The sequence below is a fragment of the Lewinella sp. IMCC34183 genome, from assembly GCF_003390915.1.
Classification (GTDB): domain Bacteria; phylum Bacteroidota; class Bacteroidia; order Chitinophagales; family Saprospiraceae; genus Neolewinella.
The window spans coordinates 55,500-68,206 of sequence record NZ_QMEM01000011.1; the positions used below are offsets into that span (position 1 = coordinate 55,500).

At 61.1% G+C, this 12,707-nt stretch carries 12 protein-coding genes; all 12 read right to left on the reverse strand.

The features are described from left to right. Positions 1-33: 33 nt before the first annotated feature. Positions 34-1,230 carry a glycosyltransferase family 4 protein gene (locus DQG19_RS18700; RefSeq protein WP_116127828.1) on the reverse strand — a complete coding sequence of 399 codons (1,197 nt, stop codon included), beginning with the start codon at positions 1,228-1,230 and terminating at the stop codon, positions 34-36. Next, positions 1,217-2,206: a polysaccharide deacetylase family protein gene (locus DQG19_RS18705; RefSeq protein ID WP_116127829.1), complete on the reverse strand. Its 990-nt coding sequence runs from the start codon at positions 2,204-2,206 to the stop codon at positions 1,217-1,219. Before DQG19_RS18705 ends, DQG19_RS18700 begins: the two co-directional genes overlap by 14 nt. Then, positions 2,199-3,365, reverse strand: coding sequence for a hypothetical protein (locus DQG19_RS18710; RefSeq protein WP_116127830.1), 1,167 nt, complete (start codon positions 3,363-3,365; stop codon positions 2,199-2,201). Before DQG19_RS18710 ends, DQG19_RS18705 begins: the two co-directional genes overlap by 8 nt. A gap of 3 nt (positions 3,366-3,368) precedes the next feature. Next, entirely contained in the window at positions 3,369-4,298 is a 930-nt protein-coding gene (locus DQG19_RS18715; protein ID WP_116127831.1) for a GNAT family N-acetyltransferase, read from the reverse strand. Further along, positions 4,295-5,407 (reverse strand): glycosyltransferase, encoded by a 1,113-nt coding sequence (locus tag DQG19_RS18720; RefSeq protein WP_116127832.1) that lies wholly within the window; start codon positions 5,405-5,407, stop codon positions 4,295-4,297. The genes DQG19_RS18715 and DQG19_RS18720 overlap by 4 nt, the downstream gene beginning before the upstream one ends. Next, a complete protein-coding gene (locus DQG19_RS18725) occupies positions 5,404-6,504 on the reverse strand; it encodes a glycosyltransferase (RefSeq protein WP_116127833.1) in 1,101 nt (366 codons plus the stop codon). Before DQG19_RS18725 ends, DQG19_RS18720 begins: the two co-directional genes overlap by 4 nt. Beyond that, the gene (locus DQG19_RS18730; RefSeq protein WP_116127834.1) at positions 6,504-7,385 is read right to left on the reverse strand and encodes a GNAT family N-acetyltransferase; all 882 of its coding nucleotides are present in this window, start codon (positions 7,383-7,385) and stop codon (positions 6,504-6,506) included. Before DQG19_RS18730 ends, DQG19_RS18725 begins: the two co-directional genes overlap by 1 nt. After that, entirely contained in the window at positions 7,375-8,508 is a 1,134-nt protein-coding gene (locus DQG19_RS18735) for a glycosyltransferase family 4 protein (protein ID WP_116127835.1), read from the reverse strand. Before DQG19_RS18735 ends, DQG19_RS18730 begins: the two co-directional genes overlap by 11 nt. Beyond that, positions 8,505-9,392 (reverse strand): polysaccharide deacetylase family protein, encoded by an 888-nt coding sequence (locus DQG19_RS18740; protein ID WP_157974601.1) that lies wholly within the window; start codon positions 9,390-9,392, stop codon positions 8,505-8,507. Before DQG19_RS18740 ends, DQG19_RS18735 begins: the two co-directional genes overlap by 4 nt. Then, a complete protein-coding gene (locus DQG19_RS18745) occupies positions 9,371-10,438 on the reverse strand; it encodes a glycosyltransferase (RefSeq protein WP_198661806.1) in 1,068 nt (355 codons plus the stop codon). Before DQG19_RS18745 ends, DQG19_RS18740 begins: the two co-directional genes overlap by 22 nt. A gap of 401 nt (positions 10,439-10,839) precedes the next feature. Then, positions 10,840-11,727, reverse strand: a complete 888-nt coding sequence (locus DQG19_RS18750; protein ID WP_116127838.1) for a hypothetical protein — start codon at positions 11,725-11,727, stop codon at positions 10,840-10,842. 57 nt (positions 11,728-11,784) lie between these two features. Beyond that, on the reverse strand, positions 11,785-12,705 hold the full coding sequence (locus tag DQG19_RS18755; RefSeq protein WP_116127839.1) for a glycosyltransferase: 921 nt from the start codon (positions 12,703-12,705) through the stop codon (positions 11,785-11,787). Positions 12,706-12,707 lie beyond the last annotated feature (2 nt).

A 12,707-nucleotide genomic window follows, 5' to 3' on the forward strand; every position in this document is an offset into this window, starting at 1 on the left:
CGGGAATAATTGTTTTGGTTAGGATAGTACCGGCTACCGCTCTTCGGAGGCAGCCAATTCCCGGTAGCGCCGCAAAAGCGTCTGGTGGATCACGCCCCGGTCGTACCGCTCCCTGATTTCCTGCAGCAGCTCATCCGCCATTAGACGGACCTCACTGTAACGGGTCAGAGCGCGTCGTAGTTCTTCGGTTAGCGCACCTACATCGCCGACGGGAAACAGCAAGCCGGTCACGTCATCCGATACGATGTCCACGTTACCCGGAATCCGGGAGCATACGATAGGGCAACCCATCGCGCCGGCCTGCAGCAGGACATTGGGGAAGCCTTCCCGGTGGGAGGGGTGGACCAGCAGGTGGGCCAGGTGCAAATACGCCGGCACCTCATCCGTCCAGGGAATATGGACGATGGCCGGGTTCCCCGTCAGCTCCTCCACCGTTTCCGCGGGTAGTGTCTCTTCGGCCCGCTCTTCTTCCAGCGGGCCCAGCAGTACCAGGCGCAGATCGGGAAGCTCACCGGACAGGCCCCGGAAGGCCGCGAGCATTTCGATGATCCCCTTGTCCCGCACGAGACGGCCCACCACCACCAGGTACCGACAGGCGGGATCGTAGCCCATCTCCCGCTTTACCGCGGTAAGGGTTTCATCGGACAACGATTCCGGTGAAAACTGGGCCAGATCGATCCCGTTCGTGGAGCCCTGGCCGATCATCTCCAGTTTATCGGGGGAGCATATTTTTCTTTCCGTCAGCTCATTCAGGATGCTCCGACTGTTGGGCCAGACATTTGTAGCGGCCAGGCAAGTGAGCCGCTCCATGGCAACAAGCAGGCGGCGCCGGTTGCCGGTAGTCGTCATATAGGGCAGGCCGGCCACGGTATGGATACGAACGGGCACCCTCGCCATACGGGCGGCCAGCATGCCCAGGAGCCCCGCCTTGGGGGTGTGAGTATGCACGATATCCGGGCGAAAGCGGCGCATCAGGTCCACCAGCTGCCGGAGGCACCGCAGGTCATGCAGTGGCGTTATCGCCCGCGTAAAGGGTACGATCACGTGGGGGCATTTCTCGTAGTCCCGGACTAGTTCTACTTCGGGGCCGTCGGCGCTGCACAGCAGCACCTCCATCCCGTGGTTTGCCATAAACTTCGCCTGCCCGGTGATGAGCAACCGCAGGGAGATGGGTACGGTAGTGATCCGCAGGAGCCGCAACTCCCGGGCACCCGGTTTACTGTCGGGCATGACTGAGTTCTTGCATGGTCACGCTTTCCATACCGTGGCGTTCCCGCAGACGGCTAAAGTGCCGGAGCACGGCATCCAGGGCAGCCATATTTTTGACCGGATCGGTAGCTAAATTATGCGGATGCCACCAAAGGTGGTAAGTGCGGCCGGTTTCGGCGGCGGCGGTCATCTCGGAAAGTATCCTGCGGAGTTTCAGGTGCTGTCCTCCGTAGCCGTCCAGTCTGGGTAGGTAGGGCCGGAGAAACCGGCTGGCCGGGAGGTTAGCGAGGTCAGGTGATCCCCCTTCCGGATGCCCGGTCGAGGGTCCGCTCAGCGGCAGGTAGTGATCGAGCAGGCGCACGGCTTTCTGGGCGGAGCCGGTGTCTTCACCGTTTGCCGCCTGCCAGAACCAGGCGGGGGGGTTCCCCCGGTAGCTGGTGAACCCAGCCGCCGCCGCCACCTCCGTGAAGTGGCTTTGGTTACGTGGATACACGAGGGAGGTGAGCTCCACCCCGAAGTTGGCCAGGGCCAATTGACGGGCGGCCCGCAGGTCGGCGGCGAAGCTTTCCGCCGTGGCCCCCCGCTCCAGGCAATAAAAGTGGGAGAAGGTGTGGCTCGCCATCTCCTGGCGGGGGGTATCGATGATGGCCTGGATGAGCGACGGGGCGTAGTGATACGGATCTTCCGACTCGTCGCGCCCCACGCCATCGAGAAGCGCGTAAGGATTCAACGCGGCGTTCCGGTAAGCGGGCCGCACGTCAGGGACGGCGGCCAGCAGGTCCTCGCGGTCCCGGGCGAACAGCATACCCACCGTGGCCCAGGTTGCCGCTACGCCGTGGTCGGCGAACCGCCGCAGCGTAATGGGAATCAGCTCCCGGGTGCGGTCGAAGTACTTCCTGCCCGGCCCGTCCAGCCGGAGGTGGTCGAATACCCCCCAGTGAAGCTCAAAGTCCAGCGAAATGACCAGGCGGGGCACGGTTACGACGGATTCACTCACCAATGATCACTTTACCCCGGGTACGGTAGGCATAATCGGCGTAGGCCAGGACGATAAACAGGAAAAGGTACATGACCTGCGACTTCTGGCGGATCGCGATGCCCATGTTACCGCTGATCTGGGCGAGGGCGAAAGAGATACCGAAGAAGGTGACGAGCGAAATTTTAACCGCCCAGGAAGATTGCAGAACGAAGCGGACAAAGGACATGGAGAGACACTTCCAGAAAAGGATTAGGTAGAACACATTCTCTACCGATACCAGCAGCCCCATTGCGTTAGGCGAGTCGACGAAAAGCGGGCGAAACCAGAAGGTGAACAGCTTCATGAACTGGTTGTAGTTCGCGATGTCCACACCCGAATCCGCTTTGGTCAGTGACTGCCCCCGCGTGTCGCTGAAGTCCGTAAAGCCATCCGCGCTCGCATCATCGATCTCGGCCAGGTCCAGGAAGGTACCGGCCACGGGTACCAGGGCGGCAATGGCGACCAGCACGATGAGCGTTTTCTGCCACGTTTTGATGCCCTTTGAGGAAGTCAGCGATGCCACTACAGCCCCCAGCAGTACGACCAGCAGAATGTGTGGCCTGACGTGGAAGATCAACAGCCCCCCGATGGCGGTGGTGATCAGCCGCCGGCCGATGTCGCTTAGGCCGTAAAACACCATACCCAGGCCCATGAGGATGACCCCCCCCTTACCGAGGGACACCGTCCAGAAATGCATATTCGGCAGGAACAACAGCAGCACCACGAAGTCCACGCCCAGGAAGCGGTGACGAAAGGTAGTCTTGTCTACCATGAACAGGTAGAAGTATAAGATCCCCAGAAAGCCGAAGAAGGAAAAGAGCAGCATCATCGCCTCATAGCTGAATCCCAGCCCGTTAACGAAGGGAAAGGCCATGAACTTGATGAAGACCGATCCGATCCCGTAAAAATCTTCCCAGCTGTCGCCGATGTAGCTTCCGCTGAACGAATCGCGGTAGTAGCGCCGCGAGTCGCTGTTGTTGTATAGCGAGTTGATGTAGTAGACCGCGAACAGGAGGTAATGAAAGGCGTACGCCCCCCAGAGCACGGATTTCGGGTGCCGCAGCTCCTTAGCCTTCGCATTCAGGAACCAGGCGGTCCCCAAGGTGGAAAAGATGATGACGATGAGCGCGCTCAGCATGGATCAGAAGAGTTCCATATCCCCCAGATTGTAGGACCAGTTCTCTACATCCGGCGGCGCGTCAAAGTTCAGCGGCCGGAAGGTGAGGAGAGGACCCTTGGCGAGGGTGACCGATGCGAGGGAGCGCGGTACCGTACCGGGCGCCTCGGAGATCAGGACGGCTCCCGACCGACGCGCCGTGTGTAATACGGCGCGCTGGCACTCCCGTTCCGCCCCGGGGGTAGTAATTCGTTCGACCACCCGCATCTCAAGCCCCCAGCGTTGCTCCTTGAAGTAGTAAATGACCAGGTACTTGCCCGCCGATCCGGCGGCGGCATAATCGACCACCGGGCACCGGGCGTAGCGCCACTCCAGGAACGCGCTGCTCCGTGGGGTGTACCAGTCGTGCTGCTCTCCCGTCAGGGTTTCGTACACGAAGAGATCATCCATCGAGGTTGCCGGCACCGGCCCGGGCGGGCGTTCGGAGAGTCCGGCCAGCGCCATGGCCAGACGAAGCGGACGGACGGGCCGCAGGTTAACTGGGAGTCGTCCAAGTTTGCGCCACCCCATTTTCAGGTAGCCCGGCGCACTCTTTTCGTTGGGCGTATTGAAGATGAAGTGATCCCCTTCACGTTGGCAATCCTCGACCAGCTGCAGGGTGAGCTTCTTGAAGATGCCCCGCCCGCGGTAGTCCGGGTCGGTGGCCGTGTCTACGGCGCGCAGCGCACGGTAGGTGTTGCCCCCGTCGCGCCAGTTCCAACGCATGAAGGCCCGGATGCCCACGAGCCGCCCATCGGCCTCGGCCACGAGTACCGGAGAAGGTCCGAAGGGGTTCTCCTCGTGTTTCCAGCGCCAGTAGGCTTCGCTTTTGGGGGTGGACGCCTCGCCCATGCTGCGCTGCAGCAAGTCGATGATGGCGGGACGGTCGGCGGGGGTGGTGGGTCTGATGGTCATTGGCCGGCGGTTTCCCGGTATACTTCTTCCAGTTTTACGGTCATTCTACGGATACTGAACGCATCGATGATGCGCTGTCGCGCCCGGGCGCCGGTAGCGGCCCGTAATTCGGGACCGTCGATCAGCCGCTGCAGATCCCCCTCTAGCGCCTTCCAGTCGTCGACCGGCCGGAGATAGCCGTCCTGCCCGTGCCGCACCGCCTCGGCGATACCGCCGGCGCTGGTGGCCACCACGGGCAGCCCCATACTCATGGCCTCCATCATGGCGATGGGGAGCCCCTCGAAGGCGCTCGTCATCAGGTAGACGTCCATGGCCCGCAACCAGGGGCGCACCTCCGAGAGGCGGCCGGGAAGCGTACACGCCCCCGAAAGGCCGGTCTCGTCAATTTGCCTGCGGAGGTTTTCCTCCTCCGGGCCGTCACCGACGATCACGAAGTGTAAGTTCGGGTTCCGGCGGTAGAGGTTGGCGGCCAGCTCGAGCCAGTGGTGCAGTCGCTTCTGGGTGCGGAATACGCAGACGGTACCCACGATGGTCTTGGTGCCGGCAATGTCCCGGAGAGCTTCCGGTACGGGCAGGTCCGCAATGGCCTGCGGGCTGAAGCGATCCGTATTCACGCCGTTCTGGAGCGAGAGGACCCCCGCGTCACCCAGGTTAGTATGCTCCACGATGCTGCGCTTGACGTCGTCGGAGCAGGCTACGATGCGCCGGTTCCAGGGCAGGGTGGCCAGGTTGAGCTTGCGCGTCAGGAAGTGGTAGCGCTCCTGGGTATTGTGCTCGGTATAGACGACCGGTATTCCGGTCATCTTACCCACGATGCGCCCGACCACGCCGGCGATCGGCAGGTGGCAATGGATGACGTCGGCCCCCCAGTCTTCCACGGTGGCGGCCACCGTGCGGACCCGCGCCAGGATCTTGGCGTTGTTGACCGCATCGAAGCAGTCGACCGTGGCACCCAGTTCCCGCAGGTCCTCTGCTACCTGTCCCTTATGGGGCAGAAAGTATCCGTAGCGGAAGTCGAAGGCCGCGCGGTCGTGGACCCGCAGGGTTTCGGGGAGCAGCATCTCGGCGCCCCCGCGGCCCAGGCTCTTGATCAATTGGTAAACCTTCATGGTCGTTGGTGTAGGACGTCGCCGTAAATCTGCTCAAAGGTCGTCACCGCGCGGTCGATCGCGTAGTCGCGGCGCACGTTCTGCCGCGCCTGCTCCCCGAGCCGGCGGCGCAGGTCGTCGTTTTCCAGGATACTGGCCAGGGCCCCGGCGTAGGCTTCCAAGTCGTGACTGGGCACGAGCAGGCCGGTCACGTCGTCCTTGAGTACCTCCTTCACCCCGCCCACATCGACGGCGACGGTCGGGGTACCCTGAATAGCCCCCTCCAGGATTACCCCCGGTATGCCCTCCACGGTCGATACGATGGCTAGCGCGTCGGCGGCGGCCAGGAAGGGTGCTATCTCGGAGTGTACCCCCCAGAACCGGATCCGGTCCTTCAGGCCCGACGCTTGCGCGTAGGTTTCCAGTTCCTCCCGCATCGGCCCGTCGCCGACGAACCAGAGGTGAAGCGTTGGCAAACGGTCGCCCAGCCGCTGCACGCAGTCGATCAGGAAGCGGTGGTTCTTCTCCACGCTGAGTTTCCCCACGAGCGCCACGACCGGGTAGTCGACCCCCAGCCGTTCGCGCTCCGCCCGCCGGTCCAGCCGGGCCTCCGTATCGATGCCGCGGCGCACGGTGGCAATGCGGTCCTCCGGATACTGCAGCGTACGCACGAAGTCCTGCCGGCTCTCGTCGCTGACGGAGGTGACGTAATCGATGCGGCCGAACATCCACCGCTGCAGGCGGAGCTGCAGGGAAGAACGTATCCACTGGCTGATGATGCTGATGTTGCGGTAGACCACGCGGGCGGAGGGCCGCAGCAGCTTCAGGGCCACGCTGTACTTGAGCGTATCCGAGCCGTTGGCCTGGATGATGTCGGGCCGGTAGTCGTCGTAGTAGCGAACCAGCGTTCGCAGCAGTTTGGGGGAGAACTTCGCACCCGCGTTCCCGCCCAGGTCCTGGTTACTGCAGCCGGGGGCGGTCAGCTCGGTTTCCGGCGCCGGGTACAGGCCGACGAAAGCAACCTCGTGCCCCCGTTCGGCGAGGCCGGTAGAGAGCAGCGAAGCGAAAACCTCGGCGCCTCGGTACTGCCGGCGGGTGACAAGTTGGAGTATGCGCATCAGAGAACGTCTTCGAGGTCGCCGGGTGAGAAAATGAGCCCGGTCGCGGTCAGCGTTTCGGCATCACGGACGGCGACGAGGCTGCTCCCCTTCTTCTTCCGGAGCCCGCCGTTGCCCACGGGCCACTCCGGCAGGTCGGCCAGGGTATGAACGAGGTAACAGTTCTCCCGCCGCGCCGCGGCACGGGTGAGTCCTTCCTGCAAAGCCGCCGGGCCGGCATAGTCGGATACGGAAAGCACCCGCAATCCCCGTACGGACAGCATGCGGTATACGAGCAGGGCGCTGCGGGATGCGGTGGAGGTGGCGAAGCGGTAAACCGGTCCGGCATAGCGCCAGCGGAGAAAATCGGCGGACAGGTCCGTGCGGTACCGATCGGTAACGGTGACCTCCGGGGATACCTCCGTGGGATAGTGGCTCCCGACGGTAGCCTGGGGGAAGTTACCGAAGGGCGGGCACAGCCGGTAGGCGTACGGAAGGGGTTCGCCGTAGACTTCCCAGCCCATCTTCAGGTAGCCAGGCAGGCTGTTGGAATTGGGGGTATTGTAGACCGGGGGCAGCCCGGGGGTCGCCAGCTGCTCGAGGCCGTAGCGGGTCAGCCGGGAGAATACCCCCTGCCGGCGGGCCGAGGGGTGTACGACCGTATCCACGGGCCGGATTGCGTCGATGGTACCCGCCAGGTTGCGAAAGCGCCAGCGCAGGAAGAAGCGGGCGGCTACGATCTTGCCGTCCATCTCGGCCAGGAAGCCCGGTGACGGGCCGAAGGGGTTGTCGCGGTGCTTCCAGTCGAACCAGGACCGATCGCCGGTCTTGCTCAGTCCGGTTCCGAAGAGCGCCAGTACCTCCTGCAGATCTTCCCCGTAATTGAAGGGCCTAAATTCCACGGGCGTGCAGTTTTTCGTACATACTTACCATTTGCTCCATGACGCTCTCGTTACGGAAGGCTTCCCGGAAGCGACGGTATCCCGCCCCGGAAAGCTCCCGGTACAGATCCGGCGAAGCGATGAGTTCGCGTACGCGTGCCGCGAGCTCCTGGTGGTCGCTTACCGGGAAAAACAGGGCCCGCCCCTCCTCCCCGACGACCTCGCGGAAGGTGGGGATGTCGGAACAGATGCACGGCAGGCGGGCCGCCATGGCCTCCACGAGCGCCCCGCCCATCCCCTCGTGCAAGGAAGAGAACAGAAAGGCATCGCCCGCGGCGTAAGCCTTATCCATGGCGGGGTCGAAGCCCATCAGTTGCACGTGGTCCTCGAGCGCGTATTCCGCGATGGCGGCTTCGATCGCCTTGGTGGCTCCCCCCCGGCGTCCGTAAATTTTGAGGACGATATTCGTCTGCCCCTGCTGATTGACGAGCTGGTCCATAGCCTGGACCAGCACGACCTGGTCCTTGACGGCTTCCTGCCGGCCAACATTGATCAGCACGAAGGGCCGGCTGCCCGGAAAGCTGCGCGGCCCGCCCACGAGCTGGTTCTCGTCGCGGCCCCGGTACACCAGGAAAACCCGGTCGTCGTCGTAGTGGTAAAGGGGACGGTAATGCTCCCGCACGGCACGGGAGATCACGTGGAAGTTGAGATTGGAAAGGCGGCCGGTAAGCGCGTCCACCCCCTTCACCACCGCGTGCTTGAGCGACCGGATGCGCGACTCAAAGCGGCGGGCTTCGAGGTACGGCAGGCCGACCAGGCTCTGCACGGTGACGAAGGTCTTATCCGTCCAGCCGACGATCCGCAGGATGAGGTTGGAGTCGAAGATCACCGAATGCACGATGTCCGGCCGCTCCTCGGCGATCGTCCGCTTCACGAAGGCTACCCGGCTCCGGAGGTTACCGCCCGAACCGACCACTACCCTACCCCGCAATCCGGCAAATTCCTCGCTGATGCCCACCGCTTTGGATTTCAGGGCCACGATGGCCGCCGAATGGCCGGTCTCTTCCAGGTGGCGGGCCAGCTGGTAGGTGGAGCGCTCCGCGCCACCGGCCCCGAGGGAATCGATTAGAAAGAGGACCTTCATCGTCTCAGTTGGTATAGGAAAGGATGGAGGCCGCCGACTTTGCTCTTGAATTCCGCTAAGCGGTCATCTGTATTCGTACGGATGCGGGACACGTGCAGCATATCCTGTCCGGGCCGGGCGAAATCGTGGTCGAACAGGAAGGCCAGTTCGATGCCCTTTTCCCGGAGCACCGCGTCGAGGGCGGGGCTGCTGTTGCCGTTCGGGTAAGCGAAGACTTTGGGGTAGCCGCCCGGGAGGTCACGGAGGAAGGCGATGGCCCGGTCGAGCTCGTCCTCGAGCTCCGGCAGGGTGCAGCGGTCGATGAGGGGATGGGTGGCCGTGTGGTTTGTGATGGCAAAGCCGGCGTCCTGGAGCACCGTGAGTTCTTCCCGCGTCAGCTGTGGGTAGGACAGCTCCGTCAATCCCGAAACGAAGGCGACGCGCTCGGCGTTGGGGACGGTCTTCAGGTGATTGACCACCTCCCGGGCCGCGGCGTAGGAAGCTTCCTGAAGGGTGAAGTGGTTTTCCACCCGCTTCCACCAGAAGGGCGTTTGGGTACCGATGAGGTCGGAGACCACGAACAGTACCGCGGGAACACCGAGTTCGCGGTGCAGGGGGGCGGCGTGGTCGAGTACCGACCGGTCGCCGTCGTCGAAGGTGATCAGCACCGCATCGTCGGGCAGCACCTCCCGCCCGCGGCGGGCGGCGAGGAAGCGATCGAGATCGATTAGGGTGTAATTGGCGCGCAGGTACTCCAGTTGCCGGCGGTACCGGTCGGGTTGGGGTACGGTATGGTACGCCAGGACGCGCGTACCCGCCGTGAGGGGGCCGCGGAGCCGGTGGGCGGTCCAGCCCAGCACCTTATAGGTCAGCTTACGCACGCTCATGCCAGCACCTCCAGCCACTGGCTGAATATCTTTTCTTCGGAGAATCGCTCGATGGTCTGGGGGGCCTGCTGCGCCAGGCGCGTGCGGAGCGCGTCGTCGGTAGCGAGCTCGTGCATCCGCTCGGCGATCGCCGCCACGTCGTGGACCGGAACCAGAAAGCCGTTTACGCCTTCCTGGATGATCTCGGCGGGGCCGCTTTTGCAGTCGGTGGCCAGTACGGGGACACCCAGAGAAAGCGCCTCCACGAAAACGTTGGGGAAACCCTCGCGAACGGAGGTGTGCACCAGGAATTCCGCGTTGCCGAGGATCGGGAAGGGTTCGGTGGTATGCCCCACGAAGTGGACGTGATCGCCTACGCCCAGGTCGGTGGCCTGTTGTTCCAGGTTTTCCCGCTCGACACCGTCGCCGATAAAGACAAAATCCATACTCTCGTAGACCTTCGCCCGGGCGTAGGCGTCCAGGGCGTCCCGGTACGCCTTAGCGGCGGACAGCCGCCCCAGCGCGGCCAGGTAGGGCCGGGAGGTAGGCCGCTCGGCCGCCACCTGCTGCTTCTCCCGCGCCGTGGCGATCGATACCGACGCATTGTGGATGACTACCAGGTCATTGACGGTGAGCAGGTTGCGCAGGTCCCGCTTGGTGCCTTCGGTGAGGCACACGATACACTTCAGGTGGGGAAGGTTAAAGAAGGAGTAGAAGAGCGCCTGCTTCCACTTCATCAGCGCGCGCGGATAAGTATCGAAGCGGACGATGGTTCCAGAGGTGAAGGTCATGGCGAGGAGTACTCCCGCCAGGGAAGAGTAGGCACACACGCGGTCCGGGCGGACGGAGTCGATCGTCTCCTTCAGCCGCTTTCGCAGTTTGAGCACTGTATGCCCCTTGTTCACTCCCTTATAATTCGTCAGGAAATGAACGTGGATGCCGGGATCTAGCGCAAACTGAATGATGTCGAGCCGAAGTACGAGGTGCACTTCGTGCCCCTCGCCCGCCAGGAAATTCAGGAGGCGGGACAGGGACCGTTCGGCGCCGCCGGCCTTGAGGGAACCGTTGAAGAATAGCAGTTTCAAATGATGAGATTGTAGCAATCAGCCGCGCGGATCCGCTGCCATAGTATTGCCTGGTACGTTGAAAAGGTGCAAGCAATTTTGCCAGAGGACATCCCCGCGTTTAGCAAGAAGTTTCAGCAAATACAGGCGGAAACCCCATAGTGACTTACCAATGGGTCAAATCCAGGTAGTCCGTGCGGTGGGTAATTGCTGTGACGGTTGCTGGATCCACTATTGCATGTAAACGCCACAATGCCGTCACAGTAGAGCCCTCAGACGATGCCTACGGATGTACCGTAAGAAAGGGCCTTGTACAAATGGAAAAAGAATTTGCGTTCGCCGTCCGCTACGGTCTGCGCCTTTGATGCGCCAGATGTAATTGGATTTGCCGGGAAATACCAAGGAAGGTAATGGGACCTGGGCTAGCGTGAGAACAGCAATCGCTTAATAACTTTTTTAGCCGTCTGCACCCGAAGCCACATTTCCGTTCTGGGCAACCGGGTATATTTCAACTGTAGGATGTCTACGGGAGCATTCTTGTGTTGTAGCAGCTGATGCATCCAGTATTCGACATCGCAGTTCAAAGCCTCCTTCTCAGAAATGTCCAGTTTCGGAAATTCCGCCGCGACGATTTCGTCGAAGAAGTTTCTGTCATTGTATACCGTTTGCGTGTCGACGCACCCGAATACCCAGCCGTAAAAGAGCACCTTAAAGTCTTTATCCTCCTTTACCTGCTGCCGCCAATGGGTGATCAGTTTGGTGGTAGTTTTCTCTCCCCCGTGCTTTTTACTGTAGAAGTAGGCTTTGCGGAAGAGATCTGCGTACTTCTGCTCGTAATCGTGTAGCGCGAAAACAACCCTATCTACTACGGTAATATATCCTTGCTTGGCCAATTCCCGGTAGGTGCCGGACTCGGGCCTCAGGCTGTCTTTGACCCGATCAAGCGCTTCCAGTCCCTTTTCAAGGTATTCGCTGTTGAAGAGGTGCGGACCGGCACCACGGCAGGTGCCGAAAATCTTGTCCTTTACATGACCTTGGTAACTGTACAGTTTTGGTCCGTAGGACGCTGCCCGCTCGACGTGTTCCTGGATCGCGTCCGGATAAATCAAAATGTCACCATCTACCGCTAACGTCCATTTTGCTTTGGATTCCAGCCCGATTTCGAAGGTTTTCTTCACGGCGGCCGAAAAGGGCGCGACTTCTATCACGCTGATTCGATCTTCCGGCACCTGCCGCTTCAGTAATTCGATATTAAGCGGCACCGTTCTTTCCTGGCTTGACCGTACGACAACTGCAACATCTTCATTCATGAGAGAAAGGGTGACTTTGGGAAATTTAAGTGTAATGATAAACAATATAGAGCCAATCTACCGACCGGCCAAAATCTTCTCAACTAGTTGGGTTTCCAGGGGTAAGCATCGCCTTTGGAAGCCTTTATAGTAGCCCGCCCTCTTGAGCAACGTCATCAGCCCCCCCAGGTGTTTCATGGCCTGTTTCATCCGACCGTGCAACAGCAGCTTACCGATAAGGACGGCGTACAACTTCAGGACGGTAAAGATATTCCTACTAAAAGATGAGGACGGTGACACTAATTTAGAGATGCCGATGATCATCTGGGTGTACGGTGTACGGCCGATATTCGAAGCGGATGGGGTCTGTTTACGCAGGTGGTATCCGATGGCTCCGCGAACTATCCCGATTTTGAAACTTGACAGCCGCACCCGCTCGGCGAAGTTGGCGTCCTCTCCATAGTGGGGGAATACCGCGTTAAACCCGCCAATCTGGTCGATCACCCGCCGGTCGATGAGCCAGAGGGCGGCATTGACGAAATTCACCGACACGACCGCACTATCGGGTTGCCGGCGTAAACTCCCGGACACGTACCGCTCGAACCGGAAATCAAGTTTCTCGGCGGTGTGATGGTGCATGGGAGAGAGAATGCCGAATTGCGGATTCCGGTGCGCGACTTCAAGCAAACGCCTGAATCCCGCGGGTTCAATACTGGCGTCCTGATTCAGCAAAAAATAATACCGGTAGGGCTTAGCCCAGGGGGCGGAAAATACCAAGTTGTGTGCCCTGCCAAATCCGAGGTTATCCTTTTCCGTAATCAGGTGGTCGATCAGTTCGCCGTACGCTCCCTTCAGAAGTTCGACCGTATCGTCGGTGGATGCATTATCCACCACTGCCAGGTCCGACCACTCCCTGATCCCGGCATAGCCGCCCATACAGGTGGGAAGCCATTTGGAGCCGTTGTAAGTCACGATGATCGTCAGTACTTCTTTGTTCAAGG